This is a genomic window from Prauserella rugosa (assembly GCF_000719975.1).
Taxonomy (GTDB): domain Bacteria; phylum Actinomycetota; class Actinomycetes; order Mycobacteriales; family Pseudonocardiaceae; genus Prauserella; species Prauserella rugosa.
Map to the genome: position 1 here is coordinate 72,943 of NZ_JOIJ01000007.1, position 23,131 is coordinate 96,073.

The following is a 23,131-nucleotide window of genomic DNA, read 5'->3' on the forward strand; positions in this document are numbered from 1 at the left end:
CACTGTGGACAGAACCCGGCCGCCACGGCGGCGTCCGCCTCGTCGACGGCTGGCGGAGCCGACTCGACGGCCTCACCACCCGCGAAGCCGTCGCCATCTTCGCCATGGGCGTCCCCCGCGCACTCACCGAACTCGGCCTCGGCAACGCCGTGGCCGCCGCCCACGCCAAAGTCACCGCGACCCTGCCCACCCCCGCTACGCGACCAAGCCCAACACGTCGCCCAACGCTTCCACCTCGACGCACCCACCTGGTTCAGCGGCGGCGACGGAGGCGACCACAACGAAGGCGTGCTCGGCGAACTGGCCGCCGCCGTGTGGCACCAACGGCGCATGCGCATCGACTACCGGCGCGGCGACACGAACGTGACACGCACCGTCGAACCGCTCGGCCTCGTACTCAAAGCCGGCGTCTGGTACCTCGTCGCGCGTGTGAGCGGCACCGACGACATCCGCACCTACCGCGCAGGCCGCATCGGCAACGTCGACGACCTCGGCGAACCGTTCGACCGGCCCACCGACTTCGACCTCGCAGGCTGGTGGCAACGATCGTCGGCACGCTTCGAACGGTCCGTGCGGCGCTGCGACGTGCGGGTGCGGCTGAGCCCCGTCGGCATGCGCATCCTGCCGCGCGCCCTCGACGCCGAGGTCGTCGCCGGCGCCCTCGCCACCGCGGACGAGGGCGCCGACGGCTGGACCGACGTCACGCTCGCGCTCGAGGAACCGCGGATCGCGGCCGGCCAACTACTGCCGTTCGGACCCGAGGTGCACATCGTCGAACCCGCCGAGGTGCGCGACCACTACGTCGACCTGGCGACGCGGATGATCGAACGGAACACGCTCAGCGGTGTGCGCGGTTGATGGCCGAGACCACCGCGCGCAGGGACGACGTGACGATCGACGGGTCGATGCCCACGCCCCAGTACACCTTGTCGCCGATGCCGCACTCGATGTACGAGGCGGCACGCGAGTCGTCACCCGGCGACAGGGTGTGTTCGCTGTAGTCCATGAGACGCAGGTCGTAGCCGACGGTCGCCAGCGCGTCGAAGAACGCCGCGATCGGGCCGTTGCCCTGGCCGCTGATCTCCCGCTCGTCGCCGTCCACGAGGACGGTCGCCGTCACCTCGTAACCGTCGGCCGTGGCGGAGGCGTGCGCGTTCTCCAGCTTCAGCGGAGACGTCGACTCGAGGTACTCGCGCGAGAACGCCGTCCACATCGTCTCCGGGTCGACCTCGCCGCCCTCCGAGTCGGTGTAGTGCTGCACGACCTGGGAGAACTCGATCTGCAGGCGGCGCGGCAGGTCCAGCTGGTGCTCGCTCTTCATGATGTAGGCGATACCGCCCTTGCCGGACTGCGAGTTCACGCGGATGACGGCCTCGTAGGTGCGGCCGACGTCCTTCGGGTCGATCGGCAGGTACGGAACCTCCCACGGGAACTCGTCGACCGGTGTGCCCGCCTTGTCGGCGGCGGCCCGCAGCGCGTCGAAGCCCTTGTTGATCGCGTCCTGGTGGCTGCCGGAGAACGCGGTGAACACCAGGTCGCCGCCCCATGGACTGCGCTCGGGAACGGGCAGCTGGTTGCAGTACTCGACCGTCCGCTTGATCTCGTCCATGTCGGAGAAGTCGATCTGCGGGTCGACGCCCTGGCTGAACAGGTTCATGCCCAGTGCGACGAGGTCGACGTTGCCGGTGCGCTCGCCGTTGCCAAACAGGCAGCCCTCGATGCGGTCGGCACCGGCCTGGTAGCCGAGCTCGGCGGCGGCGATACCGGTGCCACGGTCGTTGTGCGGGTGCAGCGACAGGATGATCGAGTCGCGGCCCTCGAGGTTGCGCCCCATCCACTCGATCGAGTCGGCGTAGACGTTCGGTGTCGCCATCTCGACCGTCGCGGGCAGGTTCATGATCACCGGCCGGTCCGGAGTCGGCTGCCAGATGTCGGCCACCGCGTTGCACACCTCGGCGGCGTAGGACAGTTCGGTGCCGGTGTAGGACTCGGGCGAGTACTGGAAGCGGAAGTCGGTGTCGGAGTACTTGGCCGCGTACTCGGCAGCCAGCTCGGCGCCCTGCAGCGCGATCTTCTTGATGCCCTCACGCTCCTCGCGGAAGACCACGCGCCGCTGCAGGATCGACGTCGAGTTGTAGATGTGCACGATCGCGCGCGGTGCGCCCTCGAGTGCCTGGAAGGTGCGCTCGATCAGCTCGGGGCGGCACTGGGTCAGCACCTGGATGCGTACGTCGTCGGGGATCGCGCCGTCGGTGATGATCTCGCGGACGAAGTCGAAGTCGGTCTGGCTGGCCGCGGGGAAACCGACCTCGATCTCCTTGTAGCCCATCCGCACGAGCATGTCGAAGAACTTGCGCTTGCGGGCCGGCGACATCGGGTCGATCAGTGCCTGGTTGCCGTCGCGCAGGTCCACGGCGCACCACAGCGGCGCGCGCTCGATGCGCTTGTCGGGCCAGGTGCGGTCGGGGAGCTGGATGTCCTCGACCAGGCGATGCCACGGCTGGTAGCGGTGGTACGGCATCGACGAGCCGCGCTGCGGGTTCCACACCTTCTGGTCGGCGGGCGCGGGCCGGGAGGGCGTGCGGATGTTGCTCGCGGACGACACGGAAGACGCGGAGGAATTGGTCTGAGGGATTCCGCTCTCGGGCGTGCTCATGAAGGTTTCTGCTCCTGCTCGCTTCTGAAAAGGGCCTCGGTCTCAGACCGGCACGACGAAACCCCGCGACGGGGAGCCGGTCCGATCAGGCCCCGTCGCGGCAGCGAAGCAGGAGTGCGCGTGCCACGGGCTCGAGGCTAACCCAAGCCGTCAAGTGTTGACGAGGGTGTCGGTGACATCGAAACGTTACGCGGGAGCGTCAACGGGAGGTTACTGGCACGTAGCAAATGCTCATGGGACGTGTCAGACTGCCGGTATGGGTGAGCACACGGAGAAGAACGCGCAGGGTAGCGCGGGTGGCGGCGTCGGTTCCGAAGCCGCCCAGGTGCCTCAGCCGTCGGTCCCCACGGAGACGAACGAGGCCACTCAGCAACCGCGCGAGAACACCACCGGACAGGGTTCGAGGCGCGCGGAGAAGAAGTCGCCCTCGGTCGACTGGTCGGCGATCCGCGAGCGTGCCGTGGGCCTGCTCGCCGGGATCGTCCGCTGGGCCGGCCTGATCTTCGCGCTGATCCTCGTCGGGCACATCATCTTCGTGATCGGCGAAGCCAACCCGGACAACAGCATCGTGTCGTGGGCCGCCGACTGGTCGGAGGGGCTCGCCCTGGGATTCCACGACCTGTTCCAGCCCACCGACCCCAAGCTGAGCGTGCTGATCAACTACGGCATCGCGGCGATCTTCTGGCTCGTCGTGTCCTCGATCGTGGCCAAGGTGATCCGCCGGGTCGGGGGCGGCTCGGTCTGATCGCCCGCGCCGCCCGCATCGCCCGGCGGGCGGCGCGCACGGACCGTCAGTGCTCTTCGGGGAAGGGCTCCTCGGGGAAGACCGGTCTGCCCCACGTGCCGGTGTGGGCGAGATCGGACAGGGGCAGCCGGCTCCTCGGCGCGCGTTCGCGGTCGACGTCGCGCTGCTCGCCCAGCACCTCCGCCTCGGCCTGGACGCCGACGGCGATCGCGACCAGCGGTTCGACGTCCGCGGGCACGGCGAACGACCGGCGCACCTGCTCGGCGTCGAAGCCGGCCATCTGGTGCACCACCAGCCCTTCGGCGACGGCCTGCAACGCGAGGTTCTCCGCCGCGAGCCCGGCTCCGTACTCGGCATACGGCACCTCGCCCTTGGCGTTGCGCCGTACGGCCAGGCCGACCAGCAGCGCACCGGCGCGGTGGGCCCACGAGCGATTCCGCTCGGTCAGCGCGGCCAGGATGAGGTCGTAGGTCTCGTCGCCGCGCAGGCCAACGAGGAACCTGGCGGGCTGCGTGTTGCCGAACGACGGCGCCCAGCGCGCCGCTTCGAGCAGCCGACGTAGTTGGTCGAGTGTGACCTCGCTCATTGCATCGAGCGCTCGGGGACTCCTCCTGCGTGCGATCAGATCGTGGAGTCCGGCACCCGTTTCCGCTTGCTCGCCACCCATTACGCCACTCTACGGGTAGGAAACCAGCAGCTAGACGGCGTGCCGGGGGTCACAAAGCCGGATGGCATCCGGGTGAACGACCGGTACCCTTAACGGCGACGATACGGAGCGTGCGCCCCTTGCGACCAGGCTGCGAAGCGGGCGCCGTTCCCTCGAGGAGGTTCGGCCAAAGTGGCGCTCGTAGTCCAGAAGTACGGCGGTTCGTCGCTGGAGAGCGCAGACCGGATCAAGCGTGTCGCCGAGCGCATCGTTGCCACGAAGAAGGCAGGCAACGAGGTGGTCGTCGTGTGCTCCGCGATGGGGGACACGACCGACGAGCTGCTCGACCTCGCGGAGCAGGTGAACCCCGTCCCGCCGGAGCGCGAGATGGACATGCTGCTGACCGCGGGTGAGCGGATCTCGAACGCGCTTGTCGCGATGGCGATCTCGGCGCAGGGCGCCGAGGCGTGGTCGTTCACCGGCTCGCAGGCGGGCGTCGTGACGACGTCCGTGCACGGAAACGCCCGCATCATCGACGTCACGCCGGGGCGCGTGACCGAGGCTCTCGACCAGGGTTACATCGCGCTGGTCGCGGGCTTCCAGGGTGTTTCACAGGACACCAAGGACATCACCACGCTCGGCCGGGGTGGCTCGGACACGACGGCCGTCGCGCTCGCCGCTGCGCTCGGAGCCGACGCGTGCGAGATCTATTCCGATGTGGATGGTGTGTACACCGCCGACCCGCGGATCGTGCCGGATGCGCGCAAGCTCGACACGGTGCCGTACGAGGAGATGCTCGAGCTCGCGGCGAGCGGCTCGAAGATCCTGCACTTGCGCTCGGTCGAGTACGCCAGGCGATACGGCGTGCCGATCCGGGTTCGCTCGTCCTACAGCGACAAGCCGGGCACGACCGTGACCGGCTCGATTGAGGAGATCCCCGTGGAACAGGCGTTGATCACCGGTGTGGCGCACGACCGCTCCGAAGCGAAGATCACGGTCACCGGGGTCCCCGACCATGCGGGCGCGGCGGGCCGCATCTTCCGCACGGTCGCGGACGCCGAGATCGACATCGACATGGTGCTGCAGAACGTGTCCAACACGGACGGCCGCACGGACATCACGTTCACGCTGTCGAAGGCCAACGGGCCGAGCGCGGTCAGCGAGCTCGAGGCGCTCAAGGAGGACATCGGCTTCTCCGCGGTGCTCTACGACGACCACGTCGGCAAGGTCTCGCTCGTCGGTGCCGGCATGCGTTCGCACCCGGGCGTGACGGCCTCGTTCTGCGAGGCGCTGGCCGAGGCCGGGGTGAACATCGAGATCATCAACACCTCGGAGATCCGCATCTCGGTGCTGATCCGCGACGAACACGTCGACGACGCCGTGCGTGCGATCCACGAGGCGTTCGAGCTCGGCGGCGACGAAGAGGCCGTCGTGTACGCGGGGAGTGGTCGCTGATGCCGAACGGTCTGCGAGTCGGCGTGGTCGGTGCGACCGGCCAGGTCGGCGGTGTGATGTTGCGGTTGCTGGAGGAGCGGAAGTTCCCGATCTCCCAGCTGCGGCTGTTCGCCTCGGCGCGGTCGGCGGGTTCGACGCTGTCGTGGGGTGGCAAGGAGATCGAGGTCGAGGATGCCGCGACGGCCGATCCGTCCGGGTTGGACATCGCGTTGTTCTCTGCCGGTGGTTCGACGTCGAAGGCGCAGGCACCTCGCTTCGCCGAGGCCGGCGTGACGGTGATCGACAACTCGTCGGCGTGGCGTCTCGATCCGGACGTGCCGCTCGTGGTGAGCGAGGTGAACCCCGGCGCGATCGACAGTGCCCGCAAGGGCATCATCGCGAACCCCAACTGCACGACCATGGCCGCGATGCCGGTGCTCAAGCCGCTGCACGACGAGGCGCGGCTGACGCGCCTGATCGCCAGCACCTACCAGGCCGTGTCGGGCAGCGGTCTCGCCGGCGTCGAGGAGCTGGCGAGCCAGGTCGACGCGGCGGGTGCGCGGGCCAAGGAGCTCACGCACGACGGTGCGGCCGTGGACTTCCCCGCGCCGAACAAGTACGTCGCGCCGATCGCCTTCAACGTCCTCGCGATGGCCGGGTCCGTTGTGGACGACGGGACCGAGGAGACCGACGAGGAACAGAAGCTGCGCAACGAGAGCCGCAAGATCCTCGACACTCCGGAGCTCGCGGTGTCCGGCACGTGCGTGCGGGTTCCCGTCTTCACGGGGCACTCGATCTCGGTGAACGCGGAGTTCGCCTCCGCCCTCTCGCCGGACAGGGCGCGGGAGCTGCTGGCCGACGCCCCAGGGGTGCAGCTCAGCGACGTCCCGACGCCGCTGGCGGCAGCCGGTAAGGACCCGAGCTTCGTGGGCCGGATCCGTAACGATCCGGGCGTTCCGGACGGGCGTGGCCTTGCGCTGTTCCTCGCGGGCGACAACCTCCGCAAGGGCGCCGCGCTCAACGCGGTGCAGATCGCCGAGCTGGTCGCCGACCGGATCGGCGGCTGAGGAAGTCCGTTTTCGGCGCGCATATCTGATTCGCGAAAACCGCGGAGGGTCCGGCCCTCCGCGGTTTTTCGCTTTCCGGAAGGGAATGTGACGTGAGCGGTGATCCGTGTCTCGGATAGTTGTAGACGCTAAGTAAACGCTGGTACGACTCGTGATGGAGCGGTTACACGGCGAAAGGGGTGCGGACATGGCAGGCGAGTTGCGCGACTGGGACATCGTGTCCGGTGTGGGCATCACGGCACTCGGGGTCGCTGCCGCGAGGGCCGTCGAGACCAGCCGTCCCGACCCGCTCGTGCGGGATCCGTACGCCGCGGACTTCGTTCGTGCCGCGGAATCCCCCGTTCCCATGCCGACGCGGGCCGAGGAGGTCGACGACGACGAGTACCAGTGGTCGATCATGTCCGTGTTCCTCGGGTTGCGATCGCGATTCCTCGACGAGTATCTCCGCGACTGCGTCGACACTGCGGGAATCCGTCAGGTCGTGGTGCTGGCGGCCGGTTTGGACAGTCGGGCGTTCCGTCTGGAGTGGCCGGAGGACACGACCGTCTACGAGGTCGACCAGCCGCGCGTGCTGGAGTTCAAGGACGAGGTGCTCCGCCGGAGTGGGGCCGAGGCGAGGTGTGAACGCCGTGCGGTCCCGGTTGACCTGCGCGACGACTGGGCAACGGCGCTGCGCGACGCGGGCTTCGATCCGAAGGCGCCGACGGCGTGGCTCGCCGAGGGGCTCATCATGTACCTGCCCGAGGAGGTCGCCGAGCGGCTGCTGACGACCGTGCACGCGCACTCCGAACCCGGCAGCGCGATCGCCGTGGAGTACATGCCCGGGGTTCGCTCCGCTCTCGCCGACTCGGCAGCCGCCACGTTGGCGGAGCGCACGGGTATCGACATCACGTCGTTGCTGCCGGACGCGGACTACGACCCGCACGTGCGCCTCGGCGAGCTCGGCTGGTCGGTGGACGAGGTGACCGTTGCGGAGCTGGCGCAGCGGTACGGAAGGACGTTCGACGACGAGGTCTCCGAACTCGCGGGCAACGGCCGGTACCTGACGGCGCGGAAGCGGTGACCTGCTCGCGGGGAAACGGCCACGGCGGCGGTGTTTCCCGGTAGGTTGCAGGGCCATGTGGACAAGGACGGTGCCCGCCGCCGCGCTGGGAATGATGTTGCTCGCCGGATGCTCCGAGGCCGCGGAGATGCACGACACCGTGAACGGTGCCGCCGACAAGGCCAGTGTGTGCGGGCAGGCACTGGGCATCGTGGACCTGAATCCGAGTGTCGACGCGGAGAAGGTCAAGTCCGAGGCCGGCGAGAAGGCGCGGAAGCTGCGTGATCTCGCCTCCGACGTCGCCGAGCAGGACGTCAAGCAGAACCTGACCGCGCTGGCCGACGGCTACGTCGAACTGGAGCAACGCCGTGTCGACCGCATGAGCGACTTCAACCAGTGGGTCCAGCGGAACCTGAACAACCTGGAGAACCTCCGGAAGGCCTGCCTGTAACCGCGGGCTCTGGTTCAGACCGGCTGCGGAACCGGCGCAGGGGCGCGGCGGTGCAGGAGTGCGCCGACGGCCGCGAACGCCAGGCCGCCGAGACCGGCCGCGACGAAGCCGAGGCTCGGTGACGTGTGGTCCATGACGAATCCGACCACGGGGCTGCCCAGTGCGAGGCCGATCCGGGTGGCGGAGTCCTGGACGCCCATCGCCTCGCCGCGTACCTCGGGCGGAGCCAGGCGGGACACCTGTTCGGTCGTCGCGGCGAGCGTCGGTGCGCACACGAGATTGGACGGCACCAGCACCAGGGCGAGCAGCCACCACGGCTCGTCGACCAGTGCCACGGGCACCGTCAACACCGCCAACGCCACCATGAGCGGCATCTGCGAGGCCGAGCGGCGGGCAATGCCGTGCACGATGCCGCCGAGCAGCGAGGCCAGGCACATCACGGCGATGACCACGCCCGACCAACTGACCTCGCCGGACTCGCGGAGCGCGGCCAGCACCGCGAGCTCGGCGCCGACGAGGACGAACAACGCCCCGGTGGCGACGAGCAGGGTCGCGAGCATGCGCGGCCCGAGCCACGACCGCAACGGCGGCCGCGCGTCGGCGCGGGCGCGGCCGGCCTCCTCCGCCGTCCGCACCGGAGGGTTGACCACGTAGAGCGCCACCGCGCAGGTGCCGAACAACGCGCCGATGCCCGTCAGCGCGGCAGTGGAGGACACCTGGGTGCTGACGAGGATGCCGAGCGCGGGGCCGGTCATGAAGGTCAACTCGACGAGCACGGAGTCGAGGGAGTAGGCGGTCCGGCGCTGCCCGGCAGGGACGAGCGCGGCGATCACCTGCCGCGCGATCGGGCCCGCGGGCACGAGCAGCGCCCCGGCGGGGAACGCCGCCACGAGCAGCACCGGGTAGGGCAGGTGCGGTGCACTGATCCAGAACGTCGCCGACGTCGTGCCGCAGACGGCGACGACGGGGCGCAGGCCGTACCTGTCGATCATCCTGCCGAGCAGCGGTGCCGCGGTGGCGGTTCCCGCCGTCGTGGCGGTGCCGACCAGCCCGGCCGCGCCGTAGCCGTGTCCGAGGGTGCCCACCACGTGGAGGGTCAGCGTGACGCCGGTGGCGGTCATGGGCAGTCGGGCGAGCATGGCGACGAGCGTCGAGGTGGCCATGCGAGGAATGCGGAGAACGTGCAGGTACGCCATCAACGACACACCTCGACGTAACCGCACCTCGGTACGGGCGTGCAACTTTTTTCGGTCACATCACGCCCGCGGCTCACGGGTGACGCGCCTGCGGGTGAACACGCCGCCGACGGGCGCCCACGGCTACTTCGAGGGACGGGAATGGGGTGTGTGGTGGACGGGCGGACCACACGGTGACGCCCGGATCGCTCGTCTCGGTACTTGTCGCACCGGCGAACGGGTGAGGCGCCACTTGAACAGCCCAGTGCGCCGCCCACGCCGCCGACACCCGGGGTAGTCGAATCACGCCACGGAATCGGGGGATTGCAGCGTGTGCCCCCCGACTCCGGTTGGTACGGCTTGAAGTGTTCGTTGCTCTTCCACGCCAGGAGGTTGGCAGACATGAAGTCCGGATTCGCTCGCACGGTGGCCGCGGTGTTGTCGGGAGCGGCGATCGCCGTCTCCACGTCGGGGATCGCGGCAGCCGCGACCATCAGCGACGGCGGCAGCGGCTCGGCCACGACCCAGTCCACCGCGCACCGCCTGCTGGACCTGCGTGACCAGCTCACCAATCGGGCTTACTCCGGTGACGTGCAGGGCACGGAACGCGCGCTCGACCAGATGGCCCCGGTGCTCGACAAGCTCGCCGCCACCGAGACCAGCAGGGCGACGGTCGGTGACGCGAAGGAGGCCTTGGCACAGAACCAGCAGGTACAGAAGGTCCTCGCGGACCCGAGCGCGCAGCCGCGCACCTACACCGCCGACGCCGAGACCAAGCAGCTGCCGGAACTGCCCGATCCGCTCAGCGCGGTGAACGGCCTGCTGCAGTCGTTGCTGGCGACGGTGCAGGGTCTGCTGGGCGGTCTGCTCGGCGACGTCCCGGCCGTGCCGGAGGTTCCGGGCGTGCCCGAGGTGCCTGAGGTGCCCGAGGTGCCGGACGTTCCGGCGCCGTGACGCGCAGCTGAGCCGGGACCGATCGGGTCTGCCCGGGTCGGCATCATCCGAGAAGAAGCCCCGGGGCCCACGTCGACGTGACGTGAGCCCCGGGGCTTCTGTGTGCCGAGCCGTTAGCGGGCGTAACCGGAAAGGCCCATGCGCAGCGCGCCCGCCGCCTCGGCGGTGGCCTCACGGAAACGGGTGCCGATGCCGAGGAAGTTGACGAACCCGTGGATCAGGTCCTCCTGCCTGCTCAGGCCGACGGGCACGCCCGCCTCGGCCAGTTTCGCCGCGTAGGCCTCGCCCTCGTCGCGCAGCGGGTCGAAACCCGCGGTCACCACGAAGGCAGGCGGCAGGCCGCTGTGGTCCTCGGCCAGGAGTGGGGACAGCAGCGGGTTCGACCGGTCGACACCTTCCGGTGCGTACTTGTCGATGAACCAGTCCATGTGTTCGTCGGTTAGGAAGAAGCCGTCGGCGAACAGCTCGCGCGAACGCCTGCGGGTGGTGCCGTCCGTCGTCGGGTACAGCAGCAGCTGGAAGGCCGGCGCCGGACCGCCGCGCCGGGTGGTGACCAGCGCCGTGACGGCCGCGAGGTTGCCGCCCGCGCTGTCTCCGCCGACGGCGATGCGGTCGGGATCTGCGCCCAGGTCGGAGGCTTTGGCGTGCGCGAAGTCGAACGCGGTGAGCGCGTCCTCCTGCGCCGCCGGGAACGGATGCTCGGGTGCCAACCGGTACTCCACGGACAGCACGCGGACGCCGGCCTGCTTGGCGAGGAACCGGGCGGTGTTGTCGTGGCTGTCGCGCGTGCCCAGCACGAAGCCGCCTCCGTGGTAGAAGACGAGCATCGGCGATCCGGGTGCGAGGCCCTGCGGTGTGTAGAGGCGCGCGGGGATGTCGCCGTGGTCGGCGGGGATCATCACGTCGCGCGCAGCCACCGGCTGGATCGGCGGGCCGCTCACCAGGTGCCGGGAGACGTCGAGGCCCGCGCGGGAGCGCTCGACGTCGAGACTGGAGTGCACCAGCGACGTGCCGGACAGCTGCTGCATCCGGAGCAGGACCTGTACGTCCAGCGCGAGCTGTTGCCCGTCCCGTTCGATCTGCTTGCCCGCGATCAACCGCCGGATCGGCCGCGGCAGTGCGTAGATCGCCTTCATCGCCGCTGCCTGGATCCGGATCTGGGCTGGAATCGCCATCGGTGGTGCCTCCCGTCGACTCTGACTGCGCACCGAGGCTACTAATCAGTAGCCTTCGCGGCCAGGAGCGTGCTCGCCACGTCGGTGTGGCGTGTCCGACAGTGCTCTGCCGATCACGGTGGGCGAGGTGTGACGGATGTCGTGTCACCGCCATCACGCTGGACCTCGACCATGGTCGAGCCCTTAGCCTCGAAGGGTGACTTCTTCAGGTGCGGTCAAGGTGCTCGGTATCGGAGGCTCGCTGCGCGACGGCTCGCAGTCCGAACGCGCGCTGCGCGTGGCGCTCGACGCGGCCGCGGAGGCGGGCGCCGAGACGTCGGCACTGTGCGGCACCGCGCTGAACCTGCCGTTCTACGACGCGAGCTCGGTCGAACGCACCCAGCAGGCACGCGATCTCGTGGAGGCGGTGCGCGGGGCCGACGGGCTGATCGTCGTCTCGCCCGGATACCACGGCGGACTGTCCGGCCTGGTCAAGAACGCCCTCGACTACGTGGAGGACCTGCGCTCGGACGAACGCCCCTACCTCGACGGGCGCGCCGTCGGGCTGATCGGCGTCGCCTACGGATGGCAGGCGGCCGTCACGACACTCGAGCAGCTGCGCACCATCACCCACGCGTTGCGAGGCTGGCCAAGTCCGCTCGGCGGCTCGGTCAACTCGGCCGAGGTCAAGTTCGACGACGAGGGCGGGGTTTCCGACGCCAAGGTGGAGCGCAACCTGCGGATCATCGGCGCCCAAGTGACGGAGTTCGCCCGGCGCCGCGTGTGATCATCCGCGTTTCGCATCCTCCGCGCTCGGCTACTCCCGTGGTGGACGACGTGCGAGTCCGTCGGTCCTGAGGTAGGCAGGGACGGGCGCCCGCGGCGGACGTGTCGCATGTGCCGCGCAGGATGGGCATCGCGGGCGAGGTGTAGTCCGGGACGAGCACAACGCAGGAGGAACAGATGGCCAAGTCGCCGATCAGCAGCCCTCTCAAGGAGAGCGACAAGGAAGTGACCGCGAACGTGCTGCAGAGCACGCTGGTGGACCTGATCGACCTGTCGCTCGTCGCCAAGCAGGCGCACTGGAACGTGGTCGGCCCCAACTTCCGCAGCGTCCACCTGCAGCTCGACGAGCTCGTGTCGGCGGCCCGCACCTACACCGACTCGGTGGCGGAGCGGGCGAACGCCATCGGGGTCTCGCCGAACGGCAAGGCCAAGACGGTCGCGGGAGCCTCGGGGCTGACCGAGTACCCCGACAACTGGCAGGACACGAAGGCAACCGTCGACGCCATCGTCGAGATCCTCGCCGAGATGATCGAACGGCTGCGCAAGAGCATCGACGAGACCGACAAGGCCGACCTCGTCACCCAGGACCTGCTCATCGAGATCGCGGCCGAACTCGAGAAGCAGCACTGGATGTGGCAGGCCCAGCAGAAGTGAGCCCCCAGCGGCCGCACGTGTTGCCCCCGAGGGCCCCATAGTTGCGTTCAACGCAACTATGGGGCCCTCGGGGGCTTTCTGCGCCCTACGTCAGGCCAACGGCCTTCATGGCGAAGTGGACCTCGATGGTGGTCTGCTTCATGGTCTCGGAGATCACCAGCGAGCCGTGTCCCGCGTCGTAGCGGTAGAACTCGAACGGAACCCCGCGCTCGCCGAGCCGGTCGAGGTAGTTCTCGATCTGGCGGATCGGGCAGCGCGGATCGTTGTCCCCGGCCAGCACGAGCACGGGGACGTCGACGTTGTCGATGTAGGTCAGCGGCGAGCACTCCCGGTACACGTCGGGCACGTCCTCGGGCGAACCGCCGAACAGTGCCCTGTCGAACGACCGCAGCTGCTCCATCTCGTCCTCGTAGGCCGCCACGTAGTCGGCGACCGGCACGCCGGCGACTCCCGCCGTCCAGCGACCGGGCTGCGTGCCGAGCGCCAGCAGGGTGAGGTACCCGCCCCACGACGCGCCGCTGACGACACACCGCTGCGGATCGGCCACCCCCTCGGCCACCGCCCAGTCGTGCACCGCGGCGACGTCCTCCAGCTCGGTCAGCCCCGGACGGCCCTCGATGGCGTCGCGCCACGCCGACCCGTAGCCCGTCGACCCGCGGTAGTTGACCTCCACCACGGCGAATCCGGCGTCGAGCCACACCGCGCGGTAGGCCGAGAACCGGTCCTCGTCGGCGGCGTGCGGCCCGCCGTGCAGCACGAACACGGTGGGGTACGGCCCGTCGGCGCCCTCGGGCCTGGCGACGAGGGCGTGGATGCGCCCGCCCGGACCTTCGACGAACGCGTCCTCGAGCGGACGCGACCCGGGTGCGGCCTCACCGGGCGGGCTGAGCAGCACGGTGTCGGTCCCGTCGGTCCTGCGCACGCGCACCACCGGCGGCTCCGCGGCGTTCGACCACGAGTACTCGACGTCGCCGTTCGGGCGCACGCCCGCACCGCCGATCCGGCCCGGCGGGGTCTCCAACGCGGTGAGCGTGCCGTCGCCGAGGTCGTAGCGGTGCAGCGAGCTGCGGCCCTCGTGGAAGTGGACGATCAGCAGCGCGTCGGCCTCCGGGTACCAGGTCGCGGCGACCTCGCCGGGCAGGTCGAGGGTGATCTCCTGTTCGGTGTCGGCCTCGACGTCCCAGATGAGCAGCTCCTCCTTGCCCCTGCGCTCGTGCAGGAGCAGCAGCCGCCCGTCCCCGCTGACGGGGGAGAACTCGAGCGCCTCGAGGCCCTTGCCCTCGCCGTCCCACTTGTCGGCGACGGTGGCGAACCCGTCGGTGCCCAGCACCCGCACGGCAGGATGCCGCGAGTCGCCGTGCTCGGAGTGGGAGATCGCCAGCAGCTGCTCGTCGCGGGACAGCGCGGAGACACCCGCGTCGTCACTGTGGGTGTAGAAGCGCGTGGTCGTGCCGCCTGCCTGGGCGTACAGCGAACTACCTTCGTCGGTCGACACCCCGACCGCGACCAGCCGGTGGCCGATCTCCAGGCCTGCCGGGTAGCCGTCGGGGACGTCGGCCAGTGCCCGTTCGGCGCGTGCCGCCTCCTCGCGCGGTGCGCCCGCGGCTGCGCTCGCGTCGAACGGCTGGCGCACCCACGAGCCGAACTCGTCACCGTCGGTGTCGTCGAACCACCAGATCCACGCCCCGTCCGGCGACGTGGTTGCGTGCAGTGTCCCGTTGGGACGGTCGGTCACCTGGCGGCTCTCGCCCGTCGCGCGGTCCCAGGCGTAGATCTCCCACACGCCGCTGGCGTTGGAGACGTAGATGTTGGCATCGGGGGCGTCGAGCGACCAGCTCGGCACCGACACGCGCGGCGCGAGGAACCGCGCCCGCCAACGCTGCTCCCGTACGTCGTCGGGAAAGAGCCGGGCGGGTGCGTGCGGGGCCGGGTGCTGCTTCGGGGCGGGCTGCTGTGACGTCACACCCCGATCCTGCCAGGCCTGGTGTCGAACGGCGGCCGAGGCGTCATGATGAGCGGCGATGTCTGCTGAACCAGTGCGCTCGGGCGTCCGCACCTCCGACGTCGAGCACGAGGAACCCCGGCTGCATCGGTGGGAACAGCGCACCGAGTGGCCGCTCATCGGGCTGTCGGTGCTGTTCTTCGCCGCCTACGCCTGGACCGTGCTGCAGCCCGGCATGCCCGCGAAGCTGAAGGTCGGCCTCGACTTCTCGATGTGGCTGACCTGGGTCGTGTTCGCCGTCGACTACGTGATCCGGCTGGCGCTGGCGCGCCGGCGCGGACGGTTCGTGGCACGGAACGTGTTCGACCTCGTCGTGATCGCCGTGCCGATGCTGCGGCAGCTGCGCGTGTTGCGGCTGGTGATGGTGCTGGTTCTGATCAACCGCCGGATCCAGGGACGGGTCCGCGGGCAGGTCGTGGTGTACGTGGCGGGCGCGACGGTGCTGGTGGGCGTGTCCGCGGCGCTGGCCGTGCTGGATGCCGAGCGGTACGCGCCCGACGGGACCATCACGCACTTCGGTGACGCGTTGTGGTGGACGATGACCACCATCACCACCGTCGGCTACGGCGACTTCTCCCCGGTGACCGCGAACGGCAAACTCATCGCAGCCGGCCTCATGCTCGCTGGCATCGCCCTGCTCGGTGTCGTCACCGGTTCGATCGCGTCCTGGTTCGTCGAGAAGTTCGGTGGCATGGAGGAGCAGGCGCAGCAGGCGAGCGAGGCCGAGGCGGCCGACGTCGCGCGCACGGAACAGCTCCGGAACGAGGTCGCCGAACTGAAGGCCGAGATCGCCGCCCTGCGCAGGTAACTGACCGGCTCGGGGCGCGGTGATTCGCCCGCATAGCCGGGCCGCGGTGGAGGTGTTCCGGCTCGGGGATTCGGGGCGGGAGGTCCCTGTTCGCCGGCGGTCCGTCCGGCTCCCGTGGTGGCGCTGAGTAGGCCCGCGCGTGTCCATCGAGTCCGATTCCGCATCGGTCTTGCGGTTGTGGATCACCGCTCCTATGCTTCCGGGAAGCGCTTTCCGAAAGCGCTTACAAAGACGAGTCGTACGGCGAGCCAATGGAGGTGATCGCTGAGTTTCTTCGCGCCTGGCGCCGGCTCGTCGACATGACCGCTCGTCGAGGTGGCGGCGGGTGCATGAGTTGCCCAATCGCATCATCCGCGGCATTTGTGTCGCGACTCGCCGAGCGGGGAGGACCATGCACCGCACGCTTCCGCACGCCCGAACATCCGACATCCGGCAGGCCGCCAGCCACGGCGATCGGCCGCGCGCTCGCCGCACGCCTGCCCTCGCGGCGCTGACCGCCGTCGCGGCGTTGACGCTCACCACGTGGCCTGCCGCGGCCGCGGCCTCGCCACACATGTCCGACCCGGGACCCTCGCGGCCGGGTTCTTCGGCCGCCGCTTCCGGTTCCGCCGCAGCCGGAATCGCCGTGGTGCGGCCCCACGCGACCGAACGCGACTGGTCACCGCTGAGCCCCGAGAAGTGGGCGTTCTCCGGCGGCGAGGTGATCCAGGTCGAACGCGGCGACGAGCCCGAAGGACCGCGGCGCCCGTTCGAGTACGCGATCGTCGACAAAGGACCGGAGCTCGAATCCCTGCGCTACACCGCGAGTGTGCGCATCGACGAACCGGTCGAACGGGATGACCGCGACGTCATCCTCGTGTTCAACTATCGCTCGCCGACGCAGTACTACTACGTGCACCTGTCGCAGGACAACACGATCTACGCGCACAACGGCATCTTCAAGGTCGACGACGCCGACCGCGAGCGCCTCGACGACCAGTGGGACGGCGAGGCCGGTGCACCGCCTGCGATCGACGATCTGGACTGGCACGACGTCCGGCTCGACTACCACGCCCCTTCCGGGCGGATCGCGGTCTACGTCGACGGCGGCCGGCCGCTGATGACCGCGACCGACGCGACGTTCTCCGGTGGGCGCATCGGCTTCGGTTCGTTCGACAACTACGGACGGATCAAGGACGTGACGGCCATCGGTACGCGGGCACGCACCGGGCACTGACCCGGCACAGACGCGGCGCGGCGGAGGTGTTCCGCCGCGCCGGAGTCCACCGTGGACGGACCAGGTGGGCATCGATCGCTGGCACCCGAGGTGCCAGAACCAGAAATCCAGGCACGTGAACAAGCAGGCACGTGGGATGGAGTCCAATGATGGGCAGAAGGAAATGGTGGGTGACCGCGGCGACCGCCGCGGTCCTGGGGGCGTCGTTGGTCGCACCGCCGGCGATCGGCGCCCCGCCGACGAGCGACGAGCCGATCACCGACCCGATTCCGGAGGATCCGGAGCCGGCCGAGCTCGGCCTCGTGCTGTCGGAGTACGCACAGTTGCCGGAGACGGACACGACGCCGCCGACCGACGACAAACGGTTGATGCGGCACAATCGCATCAACTACATCGGTGACGTGCCGGACGGTTCGGGTAGGCAGTACGTGCCCGACCTGAACGGCCCGATCTACCTTCTCGACGACGGGCAGCAGCACGAGTACCTGGATCTGCGCGACCACGACGAGCACTTCTTCTCCGGTCGCGGCATGGGTTCGGGCGCCGGGTTCATCACGTTCCACCCCGAGTTCGAGAAGAACGGCAAGTTCTACACCGTGCACTCGGTCGGCGAGGAGGGCATCGCGGCAGCCGAGCCGACGTACCCGAACCAGCCCGACTCGGTGGTGCAGAGCGTCGTGACCGAGTGGACGGCCGACGATCCCGGCGCGGACACCTTCTCCGGCACGCACCGCGAGATCTTCCGCTACGGGTTCGGGACCTACACCCACGCGGTCCAGCAGATCGACTTCAATCCCACGGCCGAACCCGGTGACGAGGACTACGGGCTGCTCTACATGGCCGTCGGCGACGGCGGAATCGGCCTGGACACCGACATTCCGCAGGACCTGAGCGAGCCGGGCGGAAAGATCTTCCGCATCGACCCCGAGGGCGACAACGGTCCCAACGGGCAGTACGGCATTCCGCCGTCGAACCCGTTCGTGGGCAAGAAGGATGCGCTGGGCGAGATCTACGCGCTCGGCATGCGCGATCCGCACCGGTTCACGTGGGATCCCGAGGGCAAGCACGAGATGTATCTCGGCCACATCGGACAGCGCGCGCTCGAGGCGGTGTACCAGGTCGAGAAGGGCGACAACCTCGGCTGGGCCGAGCGTGAGGGCCGGTTCGTGTTCGATCCGGAGACGCAGTGCGCGTTGTTCCCGTTTCCGCCGGACGACGCGAAGTACGGCTACACGTATCCGGTGGCCGCCTACGACCACGACCCGCCGTACAACTGGCCGTGCAATGAGGACAGTGGGCACGCGCTGTCCGGTGGTCAGGTGTATCGCGGCGATGCGCACCCGGAGCTGGAAGGCAAGTACATCTTCGGGGACCTCGTCGACGGTGAGGTGTTCTCGACCGAGACCGACGAGATGCGCCGGGGTGCCGGCCGCGCTCCGATCACGCAGGTGCAGCTGTTCGATGACGACGGCAAGCGCATGCGGATGAGTGATTTCGTCGGGGACGGCCGGGTCGATCTGCGGTTCGGTTCGGACACCGAGGGCGAGTTGTACCTGCTGGCGAAGGCGAACGGGAAGATCTGGAAGGTCACCGACGTCAAGGAGGCCGAGCCCACGGAGGTCACCGACGCGGTGTCGGAGAACCTCGTGTCGCACTACGACTTCGAGCGTCCGTTCGCGGTCGACGGTGCGAAGGAGAACGATCAGGGCAGTGCCAACACGCTGTTGGATCTGATCAACGGCGGCGAGGACATGCGCGTCGACGACGGCGCGTTCCCCGGCAGCAACAACGCGTTGGAGTTGAAGCAGGTCAATCCGGGCGAGGTCGGTAACGACGACTGGAAGGCCGGCGTGTGGGACGGTGACGCCAACGGTGTCGAGTCGTTGGAGGCGTTCAACGCGGTCGACGGCATCACGGTGATGGGTTGGGTGAAGATGACGGGTGAGAACCCGAGCCCCGACCCGTCGGCGGGTGATCCGGATGCGCGGTACAACTCGGTCGGCCTGGCCGGTGTGCTGAGCGGCGAGTCGGACGGGCACGACGTGCGGGCTCTTCTCGAGTTGATCGAGGTCGACGGCGAGATGCGGCTCGTGGCTCTTGGCCGGCGGCTGGACGACGGTGAGTCGCAGACGTTCGCGGCGCAGCAGGATTGGCGTGAGCTGCTGCCTCAGGGCGAGTGGGTGCATCTGGCGGCGACGTTCGATTACACGACGGGCGAGATGGCGTTGTATCGCAACGGCGAGCCGGTGCCCGGCTTCTACGTGCAGGACGGGGATCCGTGGCAGGTTGACGGTTCGCCGACGAGTGCGACGAACCCGCGGGGCATCAAGATCGGTGGGAGTTACCCGCAGAATTCGCAGGAGAAGAATCCGTGCAACTGCCGCATGGACTCGTTGATGTTCCTCGACAAGGCGGCTGACGCCGACACGATCGCGGAGCAGTACGCGAGGTTCCAGGGCAACTAGCCCGCCAACACCGAACCCCCGAGGGCCCTATGGGTGCGTCCAACGCACCCATAGGGCCCTCGGGGGTCCCGCTGAAGCCAACACGGCGACGCAGAACGCCAACACGGCGACGTGGGATGCCAACACGGCGAGGAACGCAGGCCGGTGAGCGAAGCGAACTCGCCCGGGCCCCGCACTCAACGTGAGGACAGGAGCGAAGCGCAACCCGAGGCAGGGGTCCGGGGGCGGAGCCCGCCGGGCTGGGGGTGTGGGGGCTGCGCCCCCACAGCAATAAAGAAAGAGACCCCCGTCCACGCATTCCGTGGACGGGGGTCTCCCTCTTTCGTCGGGGTGGCGGGATTTGAACCCACGACCTCCTCGACCCGAACGAGGCACGCTACCAAGCTGCGCCACACCCCGATTTGTGTTGTTCACCGGTCTCCCGGTGAGCGGGTCGCCAACTAGTTTAGCGGACCTCGCTGCGGGCTTTGCGGCGGGTGGTCCTTCGCGCCTTGACGGCTTTGCGGGACGGTTCGGAGCCGCGGGGGACGAGGGTGAGCAGGCTGGCTTCCGGCGGGCAGGCGAACCGTGCGGGTGCGTACGGGGAGGTGCCGAGGCCTGCGGAGACGTGCAGCCACATGTCGGCTCCCCAGCGGGAGATGCCGCGGGCGCGGGAACGGTCCAGCTCGCAGTTGGTGACGAGCGCGCCCACGCCGGGGACGCGGAGTTGGCCGCCGTGGGTGTGGCCTGCCAGCACGAGGTCGTAGCCCTCGGATGCGAACGGGTCGAGCACCCGCGGCTCGGGCGAGTGGGTGATGCCCAGCTTGAGCACGACCTCGGCGTCGACGGGGCCGGAAATCTCGGCGAACCGGTCCCGGTGCAGGTGCGGGTCGTCGACGCCCGCGGCGAAGATCCGCTGGCCCGCGACGTCGAACGTGGTGCGCTGGTGGGTCAGGTCCTGCCAGCCGTGTTCGATGAACGCGGCTCGCAGGTCACGCCAGGGCAGGTGGTGGCCGTGGATGCGCTTCTTGCGGCCCTTGGGCATGAGGTATCGGGCCGGGTTCTTGGGTTTCGGCCCGTAGTAGTCGTTGCTGCCGAAGATGAACACGCCGGGCCGTTCGAGCAGCGGCCCGAGTGCGCGCAGCACCGCGGGCACGGCGCGGCGATGGGCCAGGTTGTCGCCGGTGTTGACGACGAGATCCGGTTCGAGTTCGTCGAGGGCGGCGACCCAGCGTTGTTTCGACGTCTGGCCGGGCAGCATGTGCAGGTCGGAGATGTGCAGGATGCGGATGGGGTCGGCGTCGTCGTCGAGTACGGGCAGTTGGCCGGTGCGCAGTGTCCAGTTCCTGCGTTCGATGCCGACGGCGTAGCCGAGCGTCGCCGCTCCCGCCGCCGCGGTCGTGGTGACGAGGCGCTTCATGAACTCTCCCTTGCCCTGCCGGTGCACCCGCTCAGCCTACGCGCGAGGGCCGGGGGTGCGGCCGGTGCGGAAAGCGAGCCGAGGGCGTGCCCGGAGTGGACCGGAGCACGCCCTCGGCGGTGTCGATGTTCAGGGTCGATCTGCTGCCGACCCGCGTCGCGGGTGGCCGTTACTCCTGCCCGTCACTCGTAGCGCGGACTGGGCTGGGGCAGTGGTCGCGGCGGTTCGCCTTCGAGGATCTTCGACATGGCGTTGAACCACGTCCTCGCAGGCGCCTTGCCACCGAAGATGTTGCCGCCGCCCTCGCCGACCGAGTAGACGTTGCCGGGTCCGGCGTCGACGATGCCGCCCGCCGGGTTGTCCGGCTTGAACACCATCGACGCGCCGGCCAGCTGCGGGGTGGCGCCGACGAACGCCGCCGAGGCGTTGGACTGGGTCGTACCGGTCTTACCGATCATGGGCCTGCTCCAGCCCACCGAGGACGCGGCTTCCGCGGACGTCCCGCCGCCGACGTCGTCCTTGCTCATACCCACGGCGAGCGTGTTGGCGAGATCCTCGTTGACCGCCTGCTCGCAGGGCTTCTCCTTGATCTGCACCGGCTTGCCGTTGCGGTCGGTGACCTCGGCGATCGGCGTAGGCGGACACCAGGTGCCCCCGCTCATGATCGTCGCGGCGACGTTGGCCATCTCGAGCGGGTTCGTGGGACTGACGCCGAGGGTGAACGAGGGCATGCCTCGCGAGTTCTCCCGCGGGCCGTAGAACTTGCGCTGTTCCATCGACCACGCGTTGCTCTCGTTGTCGGGGTCGACCGGTCCGCCGTTGGCCGCGTTCGACGTCATCGTGCTGCGGAGGCCGAGCTTGTAGGCCATGTTGAGGATGGGCTTCATGCCGATCCGGTCGACCAGGTGCACGAACGTGGTGTTCGGTGACGTCGCCAGCGCCTGCTGCAGCGTCATGCTGCCGGGATAGGTGCCCGCGTTGCCGACGGTGTAGGGAGCGCCGCCGTTGGTGTACCGCGTCGACGTGTACGACCCCGGCGAGGGCACCGAGTCGAAGATCCCCACCGCGCCCTGCTGCAGGGCGGCCGCGGCGGTGAAGATCTTGTAGCTCGAGCCGGCACCCGTCACGTTGGCGGTGCTGGAGGGCAGGGCGTAGATGGTCTGGCCCGCCTCCTTGTCGATGCCGTAATCGCGGTTGGCGGCCAGCGCCACGACCTCGTGCCGGTCCTTGCCCGGCTTGACCAGCGACAACGTGTTGGCGACGTTGTCCTGGGTCTTCGAGACCTGCTCCTCCGCGGAGCGCTTGGCGATGCGGTTCGCCTCGCGGTCGAGGGTCGTGCGCACCGTGTAGCCGCCGCTGTAGAGCTCGTCGGCGTCCATGCCGTGCGTGGTGAGGTAGTCCTCGACGTACTGGCAGAAGAAGCCGTGTTCCGGTCCGGCGCCGACACAGTTGGCCGCCGGCTTGTTCGGCCCACCTGGCACGACGCCCAGCGGCTCCTTCTTGATCCGCTCCGCGTCCTCCTTGGCGAGCTTGCGGTTGTCGACCATCGAGTCGAGCACGACGTTCCGGCGGTGCGTCGCCGCCTCCGGGTTGCTCCACGGGTCGTTGACCGCCGGGTTGTTGACCATGCCCGCCAGCAGTGCCGACTGCTTGACGTCGAGCTTGTCGGGCGTGGTGTTGAAGTAGGCGCGCGCCGCGGCACCGACGCCGTAGATCTGCCGGGAGAACTCGACGACGTTCAGATAGCCGGCGAGGATCTCCTCCTTGCTCATCCGCGTCTCGAGCTGGATCGCGATCCGCGCTTCCTTGAGCTTGCGGCCGACGGTCTGTTCCTGTGCGCGCTGCTGCCCGAGCTCGTCGTTCCGGTAGATGACGTTGATCAGGTAGTTCTTCACGTACTGCTGGGTCAGGGTCGAGGCGCCCTGCGTGTCCCCACCGGAGCTGTTGCTGACGGCGGCGCGCAGCGTGCCCTTCCAGTCGACGCCGTTGTGCTCGTAGAAGCGGCGGTCCTCGATGGAGATCAGCGACCACTTCATCGCGTCGGAGATCTGGTCGGGCTTGGTCGGCACGCGGTACTGGTCGTACAGCGTCGCGATCGGCTTGCCGTCCTTGTCGGTGATCGTGGTCAACTGCGGGGGCGGCTCGTCGGCGAGCTCGGCCGAGGTCGACTCGACGGTCTCGCTCGCCTGGTTCGACACGACGCCAGCCAACCCGACCACGGGGAAGAGGATGCCCGCGACCAGGACACCGGCCAGCAGGCAGAGCCCGAACATCTTCAGCAGACCGCTTCGATTGCGCACGGACCCAGGGTACGCATCCGGGGCGTGACGTGCGGGTTGGCTACCGCGTGGCGCCGGCCCGTCACCAGCCGAATTGGTGGATACCGCACATACCTGAGCCGAAACATTGTAGACACCTGTGGTTGACCGCGAGGTCATTCGCGAAAAGAAATCCCCAATTCGTCGGTTGGCGTTGGA

General features: G+C 69.1%; 19 protein-coding genes and 1 tRNA gene. 12 read left to right on the forward strand and 8 right to left on the reverse strand.

Translation table 11 applies throughout. The features are described 5' to 3' along the window. The first annotated feature begins 288 nt into the window (after window positions 1-288). Entirely contained in the window at window positions 289-858 is a 570-nt protein-coding gene (locus IF64_RS28320) for a helix-turn-helix transcriptional regulator (protein WP_484266849.1), read from the forward strand. On the opposite strand, the gene leuA is transcribed toward IF64_RS28320, so the two are convergent. After that, a complete protein-coding gene (leuA, locus tag IF64_RS0111840) occupies window positions 839-2,656 on the reverse strand; it encodes a 2-isopropylmalate synthase (protein ID WP_030532122.1) in 1,818 nt (605 codons plus the stop codon). The genes IF64_RS28320 and leuA overlap by 20 nt on opposite strands. Before the next feature lie 445 nt (window positions 2,657-3,101). On the opposite strand from leuA, the gene IF64_RS28225 reads away from it, so the two are divergent. Beyond that, the gene (locus tag IF64_RS28225; protein WP_425468482.1) at window positions 3,102-3,401 is read left to right on the forward strand and encodes a hypothetical protein; all 300 of its coding nucleotides are present in this window, start codon (window positions 3,102-3,104) and stop codon (window positions 3,399-3,401) included. Window positions 3,402-3,447: 46 nt separating this feature from the next. Here the strand turns inward: IF64_RS28225 and IF64_RS0111850 are convergent, their stop codons facing one another. Then, complete coding sequence (locus IF64_RS0111850; protein ID WP_030532124.1) at window positions 3,448-4,068, reverse strand: nitroreductase family protein; 621 nt, start codon at window positions 4,066-4,068, stop codon at window positions 3,448-3,450. Between the two features lie 171 nt (window positions 4,069-4,239). Between IF64_RS0111850 and IF64_RS0111855 the strand changes: the two genes are divergently transcribed. From IF64_RS0111855 to IF64_RS0111870, 4 genes are all read left to right on the forward strand, one after another. After that, on the forward strand, window positions 4,240-5,502 hold the full coding sequence (locus tag IF64_RS0111855; RefSeq protein WP_030532125.1) for an aspartate kinase: 1,263 nt from the start codon (window positions 4,240-4,242) through the stop codon (window positions 5,500-5,502). Further along, window positions 5,502-6,548, forward strand: a complete 1,047-nt coding sequence (locus IF64_RS0111860; RefSeq protein WP_030532126.1) for an aspartate-semialdehyde dehydrogenase — start codon at window positions 5,502-5,504, stop codon at window positions 6,546-6,548. Before IF64_RS0111855 ends, IF64_RS0111860 begins: the two co-directional genes overlap by 1 nt. A 187-nt stretch (window positions 6,549-6,735) precedes the next feature. Further along, window positions 6,736-7,611, forward strand: a complete 876-nt coding sequence (locus tag IF64_RS0111865) for a class I SAM-dependent methyltransferase (protein ID WP_030532127.1) — start codon at window positions 6,736-6,738, stop codon at window positions 7,609-7,611. Between the two features lie 55 nt (window positions 7,612-7,666). Then, complete coding sequence (locus tag IF64_RS0111870) at window positions 7,667-8,041, forward strand: hypothetical protein (protein ID WP_030532128.1); 375 nt, start codon at window positions 7,667-7,669, stop codon at window positions 8,039-8,041. Window positions 8,042-8,055: 14 nt separating this feature from the next. Here the strand turns inward: IF64_RS0111870 and IF64_RS0111875 are convergent, their stop codons facing one another. Continuing rightward, a complete protein-coding gene (locus tag IF64_RS0111875; RefSeq protein WP_030532129.1) occupies window positions 8,056-9,246 on the reverse strand; it encodes an MFS transporter in 1,191 nt (396 codons plus the stop codon). 372 nt (window positions 9,247-9,618) lie between these two features. On the opposite strand from IF64_RS0111875, the gene IF64_RS27485 reads away from it, so the two are divergent. Beyond that, entirely contained in the window at window positions 9,619-10,170 is a 552-nt protein-coding gene (locus IF64_RS27485) for a hypothetical protein (protein WP_030532130.1), read from the forward strand. A 113-nt stretch (window positions 10,171-10,283) separates the two neighbouring features. Here the strand turns inward: IF64_RS27485 and IF64_RS0111885 are convergent, their stop codons facing one another. Further along, on the reverse strand, window positions 10,284-11,345 hold the full coding sequence (locus tag IF64_RS0111885; protein ID WP_030532131.1) for an alpha/beta hydrolase: 1,062 nt from the start codon (window positions 11,343-11,345) through the stop codon (window positions 10,284-10,286). A 196-nt stretch (window positions 11,346-11,541) separates the two neighbouring features. Here IF64_RS0111885 and IF64_RS0111890 point away from each other — a divergent pair, with 196 nt between their 5' ends. Both IF64_RS0111890 and dps read left to right on the forward strand, forming a co-directional pair. After that, window positions 11,542-12,111, forward strand: coding sequence for an NADPH-dependent FMN reductase (locus IF64_RS0111890; RefSeq protein WP_211252568.1), 570 nt, complete (start codon window positions 11,542-11,544; stop codon window positions 12,109-12,111). A 176-nt stretch (window positions 12,112-12,287) separates the two neighbouring features. Beyond that, on the forward strand, window positions 12,288-12,764 hold the full coding sequence (gene dps, locus IF64_RS0111895) for a DNA starvation/stationary phase protection protein Dps (RefSeq protein ID WP_030532133.1): 477 nt from the start codon (window positions 12,288-12,290) through the stop codon (window positions 12,762-12,764). Window positions 12,765-12,849: 85 nt separating this feature from the next. On the opposite strand, the gene IF64_RS0111900 is transcribed toward dps, so the two are convergent. Next, window positions 12,850-14,727, reverse strand: coding sequence for a prolyl oligopeptidase family serine peptidase (locus IF64_RS0111900; RefSeq protein ID WP_030532134.1), 1,878 nt, complete (start codon window positions 14,725-14,727; stop codon window positions 12,850-12,852). A 58-nt stretch (window positions 14,728-14,785) separates the two neighbouring features. Here IF64_RS0111900 and IF64_RS0111905 point away from each other — a divergent pair, with 58 nt between their 5' ends. From IF64_RS0111905 to IF64_RS0111915, 3 genes are all read left to right on the forward strand, one after another. Beyond that, complete coding sequence (locus IF64_RS0111905) at window positions 14,786-15,574, forward strand: potassium channel family protein (protein ID WP_051757761.1); 789 nt, start codon at window positions 14,786-14,788, stop codon at window positions 15,572-15,574. Window positions 15,575-15,965: 391 nt separating this feature from the next. Further along, window positions 15,966-16,790, forward strand: coding sequence for a hypothetical protein (locus IF64_RS0111910; RefSeq protein WP_246134796.1), 825 nt, complete (start codon window positions 15,966-15,968; stop codon window positions 16,788-16,790). A 170-nt stretch (window positions 16,791-16,960) separates the two neighbouring features. Next, entirely contained in the window at window positions 16,961-19,255 is a 2,295-nt protein-coding gene (locus IF64_RS0111915; RefSeq protein ID WP_246134795.1) for a PQQ-dependent sugar dehydrogenase, read from the forward strand. Between the two features lie 325 nt (window positions 19,256-19,580). Here IF64_RS0111915 and IF64_RS0111920 read toward each other — a convergent pair. The 3 genes from IF64_RS0111920 to IF64_RS0111930 all read right to left on the reverse strand — a co-directional run bounded on the left by IF64_RS0111920 (window position 19,581) and on the right by IF64_RS0111930 (window position 22,954). After that, window positions 19,581-19,654 (reverse strand) — tRNA-Pro (locus tag IF64_RS0111920). A gap of 46 nt (window positions 19,655-19,700) precedes the next feature. Continuing rightward, complete coding sequence (locus IF64_RS0111925; protein WP_030532138.1) at window positions 19,701-20,654, reverse strand: metallophosphoesterase; 954 nt, start codon at window positions 20,652-20,654, stop codon at window positions 19,701-19,703. 182 nt (window positions 20,655-20,836) lie between these two features. Further along, window positions 20,837-22,954, reverse strand: coding sequence for a transglycosylase domain-containing protein (locus IF64_RS0111930; RefSeq protein WP_030532139.1), 2,118 nt, complete (start codon window positions 22,952-22,954; stop codon window positions 20,837-20,839). Between the last annotated feature and the right edge of the window lie 177 nt (window positions 22,955-23,131).

Excerpts from the sequence above, each read along its gene's own strand:
- leuA (WP_030532122.1), bottom strand. The coding sequence starts at position 2,656 with ATGAGCACGCCCGAGAGCGGAATCCCTCAGACCAATTCCTCCGCGTCT.
- IF64_RS0111850 (WP_030532124.1), bottom strand. The coding sequence starts at position 4,068 with ATGGGTGGCGAGCAAGCGGAAACGGGTGCCGGACTCCACGATCTGATC.
- IF64_RS0111860 (WP_030532126.1), top strand. The coding sequence starts at position 5,502 with ATGCCGAACGGTCTGCGAGTCGGCGTGGTCGGTGCGACCGGCCAGGTC.
- IF64_RS0111865 (WP_030532127.1), top strand. The coding sequence starts at position 6,736 with ATGGCAGGCGAGTTGCGCGACTGGGACATCGTGTCCGGTGTGGGCATC.
- IF64_RS0111870 (WP_030532128.1), top strand. The coding sequence starts at position 7,667 with ATGTGGACAAGGACGGTGCCCGCCGCCGCGCTGGGAATGATGTTGCTC.
- IF64_RS27485 (WP_030532130.1), top strand. The coding sequence starts at position 9,619 with ATGAAGTCCGGATTCGCTCGCACGGTGGCCGCGGTGTTGTCGGGAGCG.
- IF64_RS0111885 (WP_030532131.1), bottom strand. The coding sequence starts at position 11,345 with ATGGCGATTCCAGCCCAGATCCGGATCCAGGCAGCGGCGATGAAGGCG.
- dps (WP_030532133.1), top strand. The coding sequence starts at position 12,288 with ATGGCCAAGTCGCCGATCAGCAGCCCTCTCAAGGAGAGCGACAAGGAA.
- IF64_RS0111905 (WP_051757761.1), top strand. The coding sequence starts at position 14,786 with ATGTCTGCTGAACCAGTGCGCTCGGGCGTCCGCACCTCCGACGTCGAG.
- IF64_RS0111910 (WP_246134796.1), top strand. The coding sequence starts at position 15,966 with ATGCACCGCACGCTTCCGCACGCCCGAACATCCGACATCCGGCAGGCC.
- IF64_RS0111925 (WP_030532138.1), bottom strand. The coding sequence starts at position 20,654 with ATGAAGCGCCTCGTCACCACGACCGCGGCGGCGGGAGCGGCGACGCTC.